Below are 14,350 nucleotides of genomic sequence, written 5' to 3' on the forward strand. Positions count from 1 at the left end.
TGGAATGTCGTCGTTCAGACCCGGCGGCGCTTGGGCGGGCGGCAACCGTTATGCGCGATCGGGGTAACGTCGCGGATGGCGGTGATGTTGAAACCGACCGCGGCCAGCGCGCGCAGCGCGCTTTCCCGGCCCGATCCGGGGCCTTGCACCTCGACTTCGAGCGTGCGCATGCCGTGCTCCTGCGCCTTGCGGCCGGCATCCTCTGCGGCCATCTGCGCGGCGTAGGGCGTCGACTTGCGCGACCCCTTGAAGCCCATCGTGCCGGCCGACGACCACGAGATCGCGTTGCCCTGCACGTCGGAGATCAGGATCTTGGTGTTGTTGAACGAGCTGTTCACATGAGCAACGCCAGTGGCGATGTTCTTGGAAACCTTTTTCTTGCCGCGGGTGGTGCGGCGCGTGTCGCGTGCCATTCTCGGTGCCCTCCCTTACTTCTTCTTGCCGGCGATCGGTTTCGCCGGACCCTTGCGGGTGCGGGCATTGGTGTGGGTGCGCTGGCCGCGGACCGGCAGGTTGCGGCGGTGGCGCAGGCCACGGTAACAGCCAAGGTCCATCAGGCGCTTGATGTTCATCTGCACCTCGCGGCGCAGGTCGCCCTCGACGGTATAGTTGCCGTCGATGTGCTCGCGCAGCGCCACGGCCTCGGCATCCGAGAGTTCGTTGACCCGGCGGGCCGGATCGATGTTCACGGCCTCGCAGATGGCCTTGGCCGAGGAATGGCCGATTCCGGTGATATAGGTCAGGGCGATCGGGACCCTCTTGTGGGTCGGGATGTTAACGCCGGCAATACGTGCCAAGTGTCATGTCCTTTCGTTGCGGTTCCGTAACTCCAGAACCTTTTTTCACAACGTAGGCCCGTAGCGTTCCCGCCCGGGCCGCAGCTGAATTCAGGTGATCGATCTGCAACCCGGACAGGCCGGGAAACGAATCGCGCTCTCTCAAGAGATGGTGGTGATTAGGAACAAATCGATTGGGCGTCAAGGCGAAAGCCTCCGCCCTCGATCAGGCTGGGGAACCGGTTGCGCGGGCCGGCGCACACGCGCCCTGACCCCACGAATTCCCACCCTGCCGACGAACCCGCCCAAGGCGCAAGGCCTGTGACGCGGGCGACGCCGGTGCCCGCCGATCGCCCGGCAGCGCCGGCGCGGTCGCAGGTGTCAGTCCAGTGCCTTGGCGATCTGCGCCGAAACCTCTTCGATCTCGCCAAGGCCGTCGACCGTCTTGAGCTTGCCCTTGGCGTAGTAATACCCGATCAGCGGAGAGGTCTTCTTGTAGTACTCCATCAGCCGGTTGCGCAGCGACTCCTCGTTGTCGTCGGCGCGGCGCTTGACGTCGGTGCTGCCGCAGTTGGCGCATTTGCCATCCGCGGGCCACGGCTTGGTGATGTCGTTGTAGACCTCGCCGCAGCCGCCGCAGGTCGACCGCGCGGTGATCCGCTCCACCAGCGCGTCATCATCGACCTGCATCTCGATCACGGCATCAAGTTTCTGCCCGGTCTCCTGCAGCAGGTCCCCGAGGGCGTCGGCCTGCGCCAGCGTGCGCGGGAACCCGTCGAAGATGAAACCGTTGCTGCTATCGCCTTCGAGCTTTTCGCGGATGAGGCCGATCACGATGTCGTCGGTGACCAGATCGCCGCGCGCCATCACGTCGGCCACGACCTTGCCCATTTCGGTGCCACTGTCCTTCGCCTCGCGCAGCATGTCCCCGGTGGAAAGCTGGGTCATGCCCCGTTTCTCGACCAGGATGTGCGCCTGCGTGCCCTTGCCGGCGCCCGGCGGTCCCAGAAGAATGATGTTCATCTGCGTGCTGTCCCTTTCCTGCGGGCGCGTTTGCGCCCCTTTCCGCTCAGTTGCGATTTCTCGATCAGGCCCTCGTACTGGTGCGCCAGAAGGTGCGACTGAACCTGCTGGATCGTGTCCATCGTCACCGACACGACGATGAGCACCGATGTGCCGCCGAAATAGAACGGTATCGCGAACTGGCTGCGCAGGACCTCGGGCAGGAGACAGACCGCCGCGAGATAGGCCGAGCCGAGAACAAGCACCCGTGCCACGACGTATTCGAGGTATTCCGCCGTCTTCTTGCCCGGCCGTATGCCCGGAACGAAGCCGTTCTGGTTCTTGAGGTTGTCGGCCACGTCCTCGGGCTTGAACGCCACGTTGTATGTATAGAAATAGGCGAAAAAGACGATCATCCCGGCAAAGAAGACCAGATAGAGTGGCTGGCCCGGCCCGAAATAGGCAAGGATGGTGGACATCACCGGCCCGCTGTTCTGGCCCGAGAAGGTCGACAGCGTGGTTGGCAGCAGCAGCAGCGAGGAGGCGAAGATCGCCGGGATCACGCCCGCCGGGTTCACCTTGACCGGGAGGTGGGAGGAACCGCCGTCATAGACCTTCATCCCCACCTGGCGGCGCGGATACTGGATGTGGATCTTGCGCAGGCTGCGTTCCATGAACACCACGAAGGCGATCACGGCCACCACCATGATCATCACGCCCACGATCACCGCGGGGCTGATTGCGCCCGACCGGCCCTGGCTGAAGAACTGCGCCAGCGCGGCGGGCACCTCGGCGATGATGCCCACGAAAATGATGAGCGAAATGCCGTTGCCCACGCCGCGCGCGGTGATCTGTTCGCCCAGCCACATCAGGAACATCGTGCCGCCCACAAGCGTGATCATGCACGAGGCGATAAAGAAGGGCGTGCCCATGTCCGGCTGCACCAGCTCTCCGGAAACGAGACTCATGGCAAGACCGTAGGATTGCAGCGTCGCGAGGCCCACCGTGCCGTAACGGGTGTACTGGTTGATCTTCTTGCGGCCCTGCTCGCCCTCTTTCTTGAGCTGTTCGAGCGCGGGCACCATGGCCGCCATCAGCTGCACGATGATCGAGGCGGAGATGTAGGGCATGATGCCGAGCGCGAAGATCCCCATCCGGCCGAGCGCCCCGCCGGTGAACATCGACAGCATGCCGCCGATGCCCTGGCTGGCGCCTTCCATGAACTCGCGCAGCGCGGCGCCGTCGATGCCGGGCACCGGGATGAAGGTGCCAAGCCTGTAGACGATCAGCAGGCCTATGGTGAAGAGGATGCGCTTGCGAAGCTCAGTGGCCTTGCCGAGGGCGGCCCAACTGGTGTTGGCGGCCATTTGTTCTGCTGCAGATACCATTCGCGGTCTCTTCCTCTTGCAAAAACGCCGCCAGCGCCGTTTTCCGGCCCAGGCGGCGCTCGTCGGGAAAACTAGAGGGTATGTAAGCGGCGCGCGCGCCGCTCACAACCTCTTATTCGGCCGCCCCGGCCGTCTGCGCGGATGCGACGCTCAGCGTTCCGCCGGCCTTTTCCACCGCGTCCACCGCGGATTTGGAGGCCCCGGTCACCTGCAGCGTCAGCTTGCTGCTGACCTCGCCCTTGGCAAGCACACGGATACCGTCGCGCTTGCGCCGTACAAGTCCACTGTTCACGAGGACGTCCTCGGTAATGGGCTGGCCCGCGTCGATCTTGCCGCCATCCACGAATTTCTGGATGAGGCCCAGATTGACCACGGCATATTTCTTGCGGTTCGGCTTGTTGAAGCCGCGCTTGGGCAGGCGTTGATAGAGCGGCATCTGGCCGCCCTCGTAGCCCTTGATGGCGACGCCGGACCGGGATTTCTGGCCTTTCAGGCCGCGCCCGCCGGTCTTGCCGTAGCCCGAGCCGGGGCCGCGGCCGATACGTTTGCGGGACTTGGATGCACCCGCGTTGTCGCGCAATTCGTTCAGTTTCATGGTTCGCTTCTCCTTGGCCGGATATGACCCCCGAAGCGGATGGGGCCAAACACGGCATGACTTGGGATATCGATTCCGCGGCCCAAACGGCCACCGGGGGCGTATAAGGGGAGTCCCGGCACGATGCAAGTGCATTGGCCTGTGCCCAATCCGGGCTAAAGTGGTGCCATGGTGCGATTCTGCCCATCTGCGCGCGCCTTGGCGCGCACGCTGGCCGGGGCGGCGGGGTTTGCCTTGGCTCTCCCGCCGGCAGGGTTTGCAGGTGGCTGCGCGCGCGAGGCGATGCTGGTCTTCGATGGATCGGCCTCGATGGCCGAGCTGGGCTTTGACCACACCGCCCCCACCCGGATTGCCGAGGCACGCGCTGCGCTGGCGCGCGCCATGCCACGGATCACTCCTGTCCGACGGGTGGGGCTTTTGACCTACGGACCGGGCGGCGCCCACAGCTGCGGCGGGATAAGGCTGCATTTCGCGCCGCGCGCGGATGCGGCCGGGGCCGTGATGCGCGCGGTAGACAGGCTGCGCCCCGGCGGCCTGACGCCGTTGACGAAATCGGTGGCAGCGGCGGTCGAGATACTGGGCGACGACGGCATCGTGGTGTTGGTCACCGACGGCAACGAGACCTGCGGCGGCACACCCTGCGCACTCGGCACGGCATTGGCAGCGCAGAACCCGGGGATCACCGTTCACGTGGTGGGCTTCCGGGTGGTCCACGACCCGTTTTCGTGGAACAGCCCAGAGGCAGGGTCCTACGATGGAAAGACCGTGGCCAAATGCCTCGCCGACCGAACGGGCGGGACGTACACCTCGACCGACACCGTGGACGCGCTGGCGGCCGCATTACGACAGACGCTGGGTTGCATCATGGTGGGGATGGGGCACTTGCCACCCGGACATGCTTTGCCGCGCGATAGAGACCGGGACACTACCGGTTAACGCGAACGCCCCGGCCGTTTCGGGCCGGGGCGCCATGTTCCGTCGGGTGGGTGTCACCCCGGGACCGTGTTACCCGCGCTCCTCGACGATCTCCACCAGGTGCGGGATCTTGCGGATCATGCCGCGGACGCTGGGGGTATCCTCCAGCTCGCGGGTCTTGTGCATCTTGTTGAGACCCAGCCCCACGAGCGTGGCGCGCTGGTCCTTGGGGCGGCGGATAGGGCTGCCGACCTGCTTGACAACGATGGTTTTGGCCATGGCGTGTCCTCCTTACGCGTCCGCTTGGGCTTCGGCCGGGGCCTCGGCCTTGGGCGACTCGTCCTTGCGCAGGATGTCGGCCACCTTCTTGCCGCGGCGCTGTGCCACCCGGCGCGGGCTGGACTGGAACTGAAGGCCATCGAGCGTCGCGCGGATCATGTTGTAGGGGTTCTGCGTGCCGACCGACTTGGCCACCACGTCCTGAACGCCCAGCATCTCGAATACCGCACGCATCGGGCCGCCGGCGATGATGCCGGTGCCCGCCGGCGCGCTGCGCAGGATCACGCGGCCCGCGCCGTGGCGTCCATAGCCATCATGGTGCAACGTGCGGCCCTCGCGCAGCGGCACGCGGATCATGCCGCGCTTGGCCTGTTCGGTCGCCTTGCGGATGGCCTCGGGCACCTCTTTCGCCTTGCCCTTGCCAAAGCCGACGCGGCCTTTCTGGTCACCAACGACCACGAGCGCCGCGAAGCCGAAGCGCTTGCCGCCCTTCACGGTCTTGCTGACGCGGTTGATCGCCACGAGACGATCGGCGAATTCCGGGGAGTCGTCGCGATCGCGGCCTCCGCGGCGGTTGTCATCTCTTGCCATTCTCTCGTCTCCTTAGATCTTCAGACCGGCGTCCCGCGCGGCCTCTGCCAGCGCCCGGATCCGGCCGTGATAGAGGAATCCGCCCCGGTCGAACTGGGCCTCGGTGACACCGGCCGCCTTGGCCCGTTCGGCGATGGTGGCGCCGATCTTCTGTGCCGCCTCGACCGTGTTCTTGCCGGCGAAGCCGAGATCCTTTTCCAGGGTCGAGGCCGATGCCAGCGTTACACCCTGCGCGTCGTCGATGAGCTGGACGCTCATGTTCTTGGACGAGCGGTGCACGCTCAGGCGCGGACGCCCGGCATTGACCTTGCGAAGCTTGCTCCGAACGCGCAGGCGGCGTTTGAGGAACAGTTGTCTCTTGCTGTTTGCCATCTTGCGCGTCCCTTACTTCTTCTTGCCTTCCTTCTGGAAGATATACTCGCCCTTGTAGCGGATGCCCTTGCCCTTGTAGGGTTCCGGGCGCCGCCAGTCACGGATGTTGGCCGCGACCTGCCCGACGAGCTGCTTGTCATGCCCCTCGACCACGAGCTCGGTCGGCTTGGGCGCCGTGATGGTCACGCCCTCGGGGATGGGGAAATCGACATCGTGGCTGAGCCCGAGGTTCAGCTTCAGGATGTTGTCCTGAACCTGTGCCCGATACCCCACGCCACGGATCTCCAGCTCCTGCTTGAACGGCTCCTTCGACCCGTGAACGAGATTGGCGATGATCGTGCGGCTCATGCCCCACTGCTGACGCGCGCGCTTTGACTTTCCACGCGGCGTTACCTTGATCGCGCCGTCGTCGATCTCGATCGACACGTCGTCGGTAAAGGTGAAGCTCTTCGTTTGCTTAGGGCCTTTCACCTCGATGGTCTGACCGCTCATCGTGGCGGTGACGCCATCGGGCAGGGCCACTGGCTGTTTTCCGATACGAGACATTGCTGTGGCCTCCTCAGAATACGGTGCAAAGCACTTCGCCGCCCACATTGGCCGCGCGTGCGTTTGCGTCCGACATCACACCCTTGGGGGTGGAGACAATCGACACGCCGAGGCCCTGCCGGACCTGCGGGATGTCCTTGACGCCCATGTAAACCCGGCGGCCGGGCTTGGAGACCCGCTTCATCTCGCGGATGGCGGGGGCGCCCTCGAAATATTTCAGGCTGATCTCGATCGCGGGGTGACCGCGCGAATCCGTGCTGTCCTCGAAGCCGCGGATATAGCCCTCGTCGACCAGGACGCCGAGCACGCGCGCGCGCATCTTCGAGGCCGGAACCGAGACGGTGGACTTGCCGCGCAGCCCCGCGTTGCGGATACGGGCCAGCATATCGCCGATAGGATCGTTCATGTCATGTCCCTCCTTACCAGCTCGACTTGACCACGCCGGGCATCAGGCCGTTCGAGCCCAGATCGCGCAGGGCGATCCGGCTGACCTTGAGCTTCCGGTAATAGGCGTGCGGCCGGCCCGTGAGCTGGCAGCGATTGTGCAGGCGGGTGGCCGAGCTGTTGCGCGGCAGTTCCGCAAGCTTGAGGGAGGCGCGGAAACGCTCCTCCATCGGCTTGGATTCGTCGTTGATGATTTCCTTGAGAGCGGCCCGCTTGGCGGCGTATTTCTTCACCAGGCGCTGGCGCTTCTTCTCGCGTTCGACCATTGCTTTCTTGGCCATGTCAGTCTCCTCCGGCTCAGCTGTTGAACGGCATGTTGAAGTGCTTCAACAGGGCCTTGGCTTCAGCGTCTGTCTGCGCCGTGGTTGTGATGATGATGTCGATGCCCCAGACCTCGTCGACCTTGTCGTACTCGATCTCGGGGAAGACGATGTGTTCCTTGACGCCGAGGGCATAGTTCCCGCGCCCGTCGAACGACTTGCCCGACACGCCGCGGAAGTCGCGGATGCGCGGCATGGCGATCGTGATCAGGCGATCAAGGAACTCGTACATACGGGCGTGGCGCAGCGTCACCTTGGCGCCCAGCGGCATCCCCTCGCGCACGCGAAAACCGGCGATCGACTTCTTGGCCTTGGTGATGACGGCATGCTGGCCGGCGATCAGCGACAGGTCTTCCTGAGCCTGCTTGGCCTTCTTGGAATCCTTCACCGCCTCGGCACCGCAGCCGATGTTCAGCACGATCTTGTCGAGCCGCGGGATCTGCATGTCGTTGGTGTAGCCGAACTCTTCCTTCAGAGCCGGGCGGATCGTGTCGCGGTACTGCTGACGCAGGCGCGGGATGTAAGCAGCGGAATCAAGCATCGATCGCATCCCCCGTGGTCTTGGCGTAACGCACCTTCTTGCCGTCCTCCATGCGGAAGCCGACACGGGTGGGTTTGCCGTTCTTGTCGACGATCGCCAGGTTGGACAGGTCGATCGGCATCGCCTTGGGCAGGCGGCCGCCCTGGCTCTGCTGGCTCTGGCGGGTGTGGCGGATGGCCATGTTCACCCCGTCGACAACGGCCTTGCCGGCCTTGGGATCGACGGATGAAATCGTGCCTTCCTTGCCCTTGTCCTTGCCGGCCAGCACGATGACCTTGTCACCTGTCTTCAGTTTCGCAGCCATTGTCAGAGCACCTCCGGGGCGAGCGAGATGATCTTCATGTAATTCTTTGCGCGCAACTCGCGCACGACCGGCCCGAAGATACGGGTGCCGATGGGATCCCCGGCATTGTTGAGAATCACGGCGGCGTTGCGGTCGAAGCGGATGGCGGTGCCGTCCTCGCGGCGAATTTCCTTGGCGGTGCGCACGACGACGGCCTTGCGAACGTCGCCCTTCTTGACGCGGCCGCGCGGGATGGCCTCCTTGACCGAGACGACGATCACGTCGCCCACGGAGGCGTATTTGCGCTTGGACCCGCCCAGGACCTTGATGCACTGAACCTTCCGGGCACCGGAATTGTCAGCCACATCCAGATTCGTCTGCATCTGGATCATTTGGTTTCTCCCGACCTTTGGGGTGACGACCCCAGGGTTTCGATAAAACCGGGTATGCTAGGGCGTCAGGCCTCCAGCACCTCCCAGCGTTTCGTCTTGGACTTTGGCGCGCATTCGATGATGCGCACGCTGTCGCCCACCTTGTAGGTGTTGTTCTGGTCGTGCGCGCGGTACTTCTTGGACTTGCGCACGGTTTTCTGCAGGACCGGATGCTTGAAGCGGCGCTCGACGGACACGGTCACGGTCTGGTCGTTGGCGTCGCTCGTCACCTTGCCTTGAAGAATACGTTTGGGCATAACTCAAGGCTCCTCAGTCTGCGGCCGCTTGCGCGGCTTTTTCGTTCAGCACGGTCTTTACCCGCGCCACGTCGCGGCGCACCAGCTTCATGCGCGCGGGGTTTTCCAGCTGGCCGGTCGCGGCCTGAAAGCGCAGGTTGAACTGCTCTTTCTTGAGCGAGACCAGTTGCTCGCGCAGCTGGTCTGGTGTCTTGTCTCTCAACTCGGCGGCGTTCATCGCCTCTCCTTTCTCTCGCAACACCAGCGGGCCCCTGACGGTTGGTTCAGGGTCACCCGTGACCTGATGGATGAAATGCAACACGCGTTCAAACCGGAAAGCGCCGGGTCACGCGAATTGGGCTTCTATAGGCCAGCGGCGCGCACGGGGCAAGGGGTCAGCCCCGATTTTCCTTTGCGACACCTGTTGGCTGCCCCCGCCGGTGCCCCGGCAGGAACCGATGGAAAGGGGCGTGACGGCCCCCTACCAGTCCTCTCGGGCGACGAGCCGGGTCTTGATCGGCAGTTTCATCGCGGCAAGGCGCAGCGCCTCCTTCGCGATCCCGTCGCTGACGCCGTCGATCTCGAACATGATCCGCCCCGGCTTGACCTTGGCAGCCCAGAAATCGACCGACCCCTTGCCCTTGCCCATACGGACCTCGGTGGGCTTGGACGTCACCGGCGTGTCCGGAAAGATGCGGAGCCACACGCGGCCCTGACGTTTCATGTGACGCGTCATGGCACGGCGGGCGGCCTCGATCTGGCGCGCGGTGATGCGCTCGGGCTGCGCGGCCTTCAAGCCCCAGGTCCCGAAGTTCAGGTCAGACCCGCCCTTCGCCTCGCCCTTGATGCGGCCCTTTTGCTTCTTGCGGAATTTCGTGCGCTTGGGTTGCAGCATCGCTCAATCCTCCTCAGCGGCGGCCGCCGGCGCCACGCGGCGCGGGACCATCCTGGAGTTCCTGGGCCTTGCGGTCACGGGCACCGGGATCGTGCTCCATGATCTCGCCCTTGAAGATCCAGACCTTGACGCCGATGATGCCATAGGGCGTCTCGGCCTCGGCGTTGGCATAGTCGATGTCGGCGCGCAGCGTGTGCAGCGGCACGCGCCCCTCGCGGTACCATTCGGTCCGGGCGATCTCGGCGCCGCCGAGGCGGCCCGAAACGTTCACCCGGATACCGAGTGCGCCCATGCGCATCGCGTTCTGAACCGACCGCTTCATCGCCCGGCGGAAGCTGACGCGGCGCTCAAGCTGCTGCGCGATCGACTCGGCCACGAGGGCCGCGTCAAGCTCGGGCTTGCGGACCTCGACAATGTTCAGGTGCAGCTCGCTGTCGGTCATGTTCGCCAGCTTCTTGCGCAGCGCCTCGATATCGGCGCCTTTCTTGCCGATGATGACGCCCGGGCGCGCGGTATGGACCGTAACCCGGCACTTCTTGTGCGGGCGCTCGATGATGACGCGGCTCACGCCAGCCTGCTTGCACTCGTTCTGGATGAATTCGCGGATCTTGACGTCTTCCAGCAGAAGATCGCCGTAATCCTTGGTGTCGGCGTACCACCGGCTGTCCCAGGTGCGGTTGACCTGCAGGCGCATGCCGATCGGATTGACTTTCTGACCCATTAGGCTTGCTCCTCGATTTCGCGCACCTTGATGGTGATTTCCGAGAACGGCTTGCGCAGAGCGCCGAACCGTCCCCGCGCCCGCGGACGGCCGCGCTTCATCACCAGGTTCTTGCCGACCCACGCCTCGGCCACGACCAACTCGTCGACGTCCAGCCCGTGGTTGTTCTCGGCGTTGGCGATGGCGGACTGAAGGCACTTCTTCACGTCCTCCGCGATCCGCTTCCTGGAGAAGGTCAGATCGTTGAGCGCCTTGTCGACCTTCTTGCCGCGGATCATGGCGGCGACGAGGTTCAGCTTCTGCGGGCTGGTGCGCAGCATGCGCAGCTTCGCCATCGCTTCGTTGTCCGCCACGCGGCGGGGATTCTTATCCTTGCCCATGGCTTATCTCTTCCTCTTGGCTTTCTTGTCAGCCGCATGACCGTAATAGGTGCGGGTCGGCGAATATTCCCCGAACTTCTGGCCGATCATGTCCTCGCTGACCAGAACGGGCACATGCTTGTGGCCGTTGTAGACACCGAAGGTCAGCCCGACGAACTGTGGCAGGATCGTCGAGCGCCGCGACCAGATCTTGATGACTTCCTTGCGCCCCGACTCGCGCGCTGCCTCCGCCTTCTTCAGGACGTAGGCATCGACAAAGGGGCCTTTCCATACAGAGCGTGCCATGTGCTAGCGGCCCTTCTTCTTTCTGGCGTGACGCGAGCGCAGAATGAGCTTCTGCGACGCCTTGTTGGTGTTGCGGGTGCGTTTGCCCTTGGTCGGCTGCCCCCACGGCGTAACAGGATGCCGGCCGCCGCTGGTACGGCCTTCGCCGCCGCCATGCGGGTGGTCGATGGGGTTCATCACCACGCCGCGCACAGAGGGGCGGATCCCCTTGTGGCGCGACCGCCCGGCCTTGCCGATATTGATGTTGGTGTTGTCCGGGTTGGACACCGCCCCAACGGTCGCCTTGCACTCTTGCCGCACCATGCGCAACTCGCCGGAACTGAGCCGGATCTGTGCATAGCCGCCGTCGCGCCCCACGAACTGGGCATAGGTGCCCGCGGCGCGCGCGATCTGGCCACCCTTGCCGGGCTTGAGCTCGATATTGTGCACGATCGTCCCGATCGGCATCCCCGAGAAGGGCATGCAGTTGCCGGGCTTGATGTCTGCGCGGTTGCTGGCCACGACCTTGTCACCGACCGCCATGCGCTGCGGTGCGAGAATATAGGCCCGTTCGCCGTCGGCGTAATTGATCAAGGCGATGAACGCGGTCCGGTTCGGATCGTACTCGATCCGTTCGACCGTCGCCTCGACGTCGATCTTGTTGCGTTTGAAATCCACGATCCGGTAGAGCCGTTTGGCCCCGCCCCCGCGGCGGCGCATCGTGATCCGTCCGGTATTGTTGCGACCGCCCTTCCTGGTCAGGCCCTCGGTGAGGGATTTGACCGGACGCCCTTTCCAAAGCTCCGAACGGTCGATCAGCACCAGCCCGCGCTGGCCAGGCGTCGTCGGATTGTACGACTTGAGTGCCATGCTTTCTGTCTTCCGTTTTCTGGCGCGGGGCGCGCGGCCCCGCTTTGTGAGGGTGGGAATGCGCCCCACCGCGGATGTAGGGCCCCGAAGGTCCCCGGTTGAAAATCGCCGGCCCCGGATCACACACCGGGGCCGCGGATAAGGCCCTTTATTAAAGCCCCGTGGTCACGTCAATGGTGTTGCCCTCCTCGAGGGTGACGTAGGCCTTCTTGACGTCCTTACGCGTGCCCCTGATGCCGCGGAAACGCTTGGTCTTGCCCTTGGTGATCGTCGTGTTGACGGCTTTCACCTTGACCCCGAACAGCGCCTCGACGGCCTCCTTGATCTGGGGCTTCGAACTCTCGATCGAGACCTCGAACACCACGGCACCACCCTCCGACGCCATGGTGGATTTCTCGGTGATGACCGGCTGGCGGATCACGTCGTAATGTTCCGGTTTCGCGCTCATTTCAGTCGAGCCTCCAGTGCTTCGACACCCGCCTTCGTGATCACCAGCGTATCACGCTTGAGGATGTCATAGACGTTTGCGCCCACGCTCGGGAGCACGTCGAGTCCGTCGATGTTGCGGGCGGCCCGGGCGAAATCGGCGTTGACCTCGGTCCCGTCGATGACCAGCGCGCGCTTCCAGCCAAGATCCTTGACCTGCTTGGCCAGCTCCTTGGTCTTGCCGCTGGTCTCAGCGGAATCGATCACCACCAGCTCGCCCGCCTGCGCCTTGGCGCTCAACGCGTGCTTGAGCCCGAGCTTGCGCACTTTCTTGGGCAAGTCGTGGGCGTGGCTGCGCGGGGTCGGGCCCTTGTAGATCCCGCCCTTGCGAAAGATCGGCGCGTTGCGGTCGCCGTGGCGCGCGCCGCCGGTGCCCTTCTGGCGATAGATCTTCTTGCTGGAATAGCTCGTCTCCGAGCGGGTCTTGACCTTGTGCGTCCCCTGCTGCGCCTTGTTGCGCTGCCAGCGGACGACGCGGTGCAGCAGGTCGGTGCGCGGCTCCAGCCCGAAGACCTCGTCGCCCAGGTCGACCGATCCGGCCTTGGCGCCGTCCAGTTTGATCACGTCGAGTTTCATTCCTGGCTGTCCTTCTTCTCGCCGTCACCCGCGCCCTCGTCGGACTGGATATCGGCCTCGGCTTCCTTCAGCGCCTCTTCCTGCTGGGCCGCTTCCTCGGCCAAGCGGGCCTCCTCTGCAGCGCGGGCCTCCTCCTCGGCCTGCTTGGCGGCCTCCTCGGCGGCCTTGGCGGCGGCTTCCGCCTCCGACTTCAGCGCTGCCGGCAGGATGGCGTTCTCGGGGAACGGTTTCTTGACCGCGTCCTTGATCGTGACCCAGCCGCCCTTGGCCCCGGGCACCGCGCCCTTGACCATGATCAGGCCGCGGTCGGCGTCCGTCTTGACCACCTGGAGGTTCTGCGTGGTGACGCGGGCCGCGCCCATGTGGCCTGCCATCTTCTTGCCCTTGAACACGCGTCCCGGGTCCTGGCACTGGCCGGTGGAGCCGTGCGACCGATGGCTGATCGACACGCCGTGGGTCATTTCCAGGCCGCGGAAGTTGTGCCGCTTCATGCCCCCGGCAAAGCCCTTGCCGATCGAGGTGCCGCAGACGTCCACGAACTGGCCCTCGAAATAGTGGTCGGCGGTGATCTCCTCGCCCACGTCGATCATGTTTTCCGGCGCCACGCGGAATTCCGCGATCTTGCGCTTGGGCTCGACCTTGGCCGCCGCGAAATGTCCGCGGAGCGCGCGGTTAACCCGCTTGGCCTTGGCCGTGCCGGCCCCCAGCTGAACCGCCGAATAGCCGTGGTTTTCGGGCGTGCGCTGAGCGACCACCTGAAGTTTGTCCAGTTGCAGGACGGTGACGGGCACCTGCTTGCCGTCTTCCATGAAAAGCCGGGTCATGCCGACCTTTTTCGCGATTACACCAGAGCGCAACATCTCGTTACCCTCCCTCAAACGGAAATCTGCACGTCCACGCCCGCCGCGAGGTCGAGCTTCATGAGCGCGTCCACGGTCTGCGGGGTGGGATCGACGATGTCGAGCAGACGCTTGTGCGTGCGGATCTCGAACTGCTCGCGCGATTTCTTGTTCACATGCGGCCCCCGAAGGACGGTGAACTTCTCGATCTTGTTCGGCAGCGGGATCGGCCCGCGCACGTCTGCACCTGTCCGTTTGGCGGTGTTGACGATCTCCTGCGTGCTGGCGTCCAGCACGCGGTAGTCGAACGCCTTCAACCGGATGCGGATGTTCTGGCTTTGCATTTGTCTAGCCTTTCGCGGCGTTGGAGTTGATAGGAGGGCGGCCGGACCGCCCGGCCCCCCTCGTCGAACCCTTTTTCAGGGGCTGGCCCGGCGTTTCGCCGGGCAGCGCCCATGGCTTCGTTTCGGCCCCGGGGCGCGCCCGGGTATCGCGTCGCCCTTTTACTCGATGATCTTGGAGACGACGCCGGAGCCGACGGTGCGGCCGCCTTCGCGGATGGCGAAGCGCAGGCCCTCTTCCATGGCGATGGGCGCGATC

The 14,350-nt window shown here is 64.6% G+C and carries 27 protein-coding genes; 1 reads left to right on the plus strand and 26 read right to left on the minus strand.

Annotation, left to right across the window (positions count from 1 at the left end; translation table 11 throughout):
* Positions 1-14: 14 nt before the first annotated feature.
* From rpsK to rplO, 5 genes are all read right to left on the minus strand, one after another.
* Positions 15-413, minus strand: coding sequence for a 30S ribosomal protein S11 (gene rpsK / locus ACH13J_RS08615; protein ID WP_397542923.1), 399 nt, complete (start codon positions 411-413; stop codon positions 15-17).
* A 15-nt stretch (positions 414-428) separates the two neighbouring features.
* Positions 429-797 (minus strand): 30S ribosomal protein S13, encoded by a 369-nt coding sequence (gene rpsM, locus ACH13J_RS08620; protein WP_397542924.1) that lies wholly within the window; start codon positions 795-797, stop codon positions 429-431.
* Between the two features lie 360 nt (positions 798-1,157).
* Positions 1,158-1,799 carry an adenylate kinase gene (locus ACH13J_RS08625; protein WP_397542925.1) on the minus strand — a complete coding sequence of 214 codons (642 nt, stop codon included), beginning with the start codon at positions 1,797-1,799 and terminating at the stop codon, positions 1,158-1,160.
* Complete coding sequence (gene secY / locus ACH13J_RS08630; RefSeq protein ID WP_397542926.1) at positions 1,796-3,166, minus strand: preprotein translocase subunit SecY; 1,371 nt, start codon at positions 3,164-3,166, stop codon at positions 1,796-1,798. Before secY ends, ACH13J_RS08625 begins: the two co-directional genes overlap by 4 nt.
* A 112-nt stretch (positions 3,167-3,278) precedes the next feature.
* Positions 3,279-3,761, minus strand: a complete 483-nt coding sequence (rplO, locus tag ACH13J_RS08635; RefSeq protein WP_397542927.1) for a 50S ribosomal protein L15 — start codon at positions 3,759-3,761, stop codon at positions 3,279-3,281.
* Between the two features lie 168 nt (positions 3,762-3,929).
* Between rplO and ACH13J_RS08640 the strand changes: the two genes are divergently transcribed.
* Positions 3,930-4,697, plus strand: coding sequence for a vWA domain-containing protein (locus ACH13J_RS08640; RefSeq protein WP_397542928.1), 768 nt, complete (start codon positions 3,930-3,932; stop codon positions 4,695-4,697).
* A 69-nt stretch (positions 4,698-4,766) separates the two neighbouring features.
* On the opposite strand, the gene rpmD is transcribed toward ACH13J_RS08640, so the two are convergent.
* The 21 genes from rpmD to ACH13J_RS08745 form a co-directional block, all read right to left on the minus strand.
* Positions 4,767-4,955 carry a 50S ribosomal protein L30 gene (gene rpmD, locus ACH13J_RS08645; RefSeq protein ID WP_397542929.1) on the minus strand — a complete coding sequence of 63 codons (189 nt, stop codon included), beginning with the start codon at positions 4,953-4,955 and terminating at the stop codon, positions 4,767-4,769.
* A 12-nt stretch (positions 4,956-4,967) separates the two neighbouring features.
* Positions 4,968-5,546 (minus strand): 30S ribosomal protein S5, encoded by a 579-nt coding sequence (gene rpsE / locus ACH13J_RS08650; protein WP_397542930.1) that lies wholly within the window; start codon positions 5,544-5,546, stop codon positions 4,968-4,970.
* 12 nt (positions 5,547-5,558) lie between these two features.
* Positions 5,559-5,918 (minus strand): 50S ribosomal protein L18, encoded by a 360-nt coding sequence (rplR, locus tag ACH13J_RS08655; RefSeq protein WP_397542931.1) that lies wholly within the window; start codon positions 5,916-5,918, stop codon positions 5,559-5,561.
* A gap of 12 nt (positions 5,919-5,930) precedes the next feature.
* A complete protein-coding gene (rplF, locus tag ACH13J_RS08660) occupies positions 5,931-6,464 on the minus strand; it encodes a 50S ribosomal protein L6 (RefSeq protein WP_397542932.1) in 534 nt (177 codons plus the stop codon).
* A gap of 13 nt (positions 6,465-6,477) precedes the next feature.
* Positions 6,478-6,870, minus strand: coding sequence for a 30S ribosomal protein S8 (gene rpsH / locus ACH13J_RS08665; protein ID WP_397542933.1), 393 nt, complete (start codon positions 6,868-6,870; stop codon positions 6,478-6,480).
* Positions 6,871-6,883: 13 nt separating this feature from the next.
* On the minus strand, positions 6,884-7,189 hold the full coding sequence (gene rpsN / locus ACH13J_RS08670; protein ID WP_397542934.1) for a 30S ribosomal protein S14: 306 nt from the start codon (positions 7,187-7,189) through the stop codon (positions 6,884-6,886).
* 16 nt (positions 7,190-7,205) lie between these two features.
* A complete protein-coding gene (rplE, locus tag ACH13J_RS08675) occupies positions 7,206-7,769 on the minus strand; it encodes a 50S ribosomal protein L5 (protein ID WP_397542935.1) in 564 nt (187 codons plus the stop codon).
* The gene (gene rplX / locus ACH13J_RS08680; RefSeq protein WP_397542936.1) at positions 7,762-8,073 is read right to left on the minus strand and encodes a 50S ribosomal protein L24; all 312 of its coding nucleotides are present in this window, start codon (positions 8,071-8,073) and stop codon (positions 7,762-7,764) included. Before rplX ends, rplE begins: the two co-directional genes overlap by 8 nt.
* A 2-nt stretch (positions 8,074-8,075) precedes the next feature.
* Positions 8,076-8,444: a 50S ribosomal protein L14 gene (gene rplN, locus ACH13J_RS08685; protein ID WP_057819253.1), complete on the minus strand. Its 369-nt coding sequence runs from the start codon at positions 8,442-8,444 to the stop codon at positions 8,076-8,078.
* A gap of 65 nt (positions 8,445-8,509) precedes the next feature.
* The gene (gene rpsQ / locus ACH13J_RS08690; RefSeq protein ID WP_397542937.1) at positions 8,510-8,740 is read right to left on the minus strand and encodes a 30S ribosomal protein S17; all 231 of its coding nucleotides are present in this window, start codon (positions 8,738-8,740) and stop codon (positions 8,510-8,512) included.
* A 13-nt stretch (positions 8,741-8,753) separates the two neighbouring features.
* A complete protein-coding gene (rpmC, locus tag ACH13J_RS08695) occupies positions 8,754-8,957 on the minus strand; it encodes a 50S ribosomal protein L29 (RefSeq protein WP_397542938.1) in 204 nt (67 codons plus the stop codon).
* Between the two features lie 243 nt (positions 8,958-9,200).
* Positions 9,201-9,614: a 50S ribosomal protein L16 gene (gene rplP / locus ACH13J_RS08700; RefSeq protein WP_397542939.1), complete on the minus strand. Its 414-nt coding sequence runs from the start codon at positions 9,612-9,614 to the stop codon at positions 9,201-9,203.
* A gap of 13 nt (positions 9,615-9,627) precedes the next feature.
* Positions 9,628-10,335 (minus strand): 30S ribosomal protein S3, encoded by a 708-nt coding sequence (gene rpsC / locus ACH13J_RS08705; RefSeq protein WP_397542940.1) that lies wholly within the window; start codon positions 10,333-10,335, stop codon positions 9,628-9,630.
* Complete coding sequence (gene rplV, locus ACH13J_RS08710) at positions 10,335-10,715, minus strand: 50S ribosomal protein L22 (RefSeq protein ID WP_397542941.1); 381 nt, start codon at positions 10,713-10,715, stop codon at positions 10,335-10,337. Before rplV ends, rpsC begins: the two co-directional genes overlap by 1 nt.
* A gap of 3 nt (positions 10,716-10,718) precedes the next feature.
* Positions 10,719-11,000, minus strand: coding sequence for a 30S ribosomal protein S19 (gene rpsS, locus ACH13J_RS08715; protein ID WP_397542942.1), 282 nt, complete (start codon positions 10,998-11,000; stop codon positions 10,719-10,721).
* A 3-nt stretch (positions 11,001-11,003) separates the two neighbouring features.
* Positions 11,004-11,849 carry a 50S ribosomal protein L2 gene (gene rplB / locus ACH13J_RS08720; RefSeq protein ID WP_397542943.1) on the minus strand — a complete coding sequence of 282 codons (846 nt, stop codon included), beginning with the start codon at positions 11,847-11,849 and terminating at the stop codon, positions 11,004-11,006.
* A gap of 151 nt (positions 11,850-12,000) precedes the next feature.
* Positions 12,001-12,297, minus strand: a complete 297-nt coding sequence (locus ACH13J_RS08725; RefSeq protein WP_397542944.1) for a 50S ribosomal protein L23 — start codon at positions 12,295-12,297, stop codon at positions 12,001-12,003.
* On the minus strand, positions 12,294-12,911 hold the full coding sequence (gene rplD / locus ACH13J_RS08730; RefSeq protein WP_397542945.1) for a 50S ribosomal protein L4: 618 nt from the start codon (positions 12,909-12,911) through the stop codon (positions 12,294-12,296). Before rplD ends, ACH13J_RS08725 begins: the two co-directional genes overlap by 4 nt.
* Complete coding sequence (rplC, locus tag ACH13J_RS08735; RefSeq protein WP_397542946.1) at positions 12,908-13,771, minus strand: 50S ribosomal protein L3; 864 nt, start codon at positions 13,769-13,771, stop codon at positions 12,908-12,910. The genes rplD and rplC overlap by 4 nt, the downstream gene beginning before the upstream one ends.
* 14 nt (positions 13,772-13,785) lie before the next feature.
* Positions 13,786-14,094, minus strand: coding sequence for a 30S ribosomal protein S10 (rpsJ, locus tag ACH13J_RS08740; RefSeq protein ID WP_397542947.1), 309 nt, complete (start codon positions 14,092-14,094; stop codon positions 13,786-13,788).
* Positions 14,095-14,253: 159 nt separating this feature from the next.
* Positions 14,254-14,350: EF-Tu C-terminal domain-related protein (locus tag ACH13J_RS08745; protein ID WP_397542950.1), on the minus strand; the 97-nt coding region annotated here is incomplete at its 5' end.

Origin of the sequence: Roseovarius salis (assembly GCF_044472985.1) — a bacterium.
Taxonomy (GTDB): domain Bacteria; phylum Pseudomonadota; class Alphaproteobacteria; order Rhodobacterales; family Rhodobacteraceae; genus Roseovarius; species Roseovarius salis.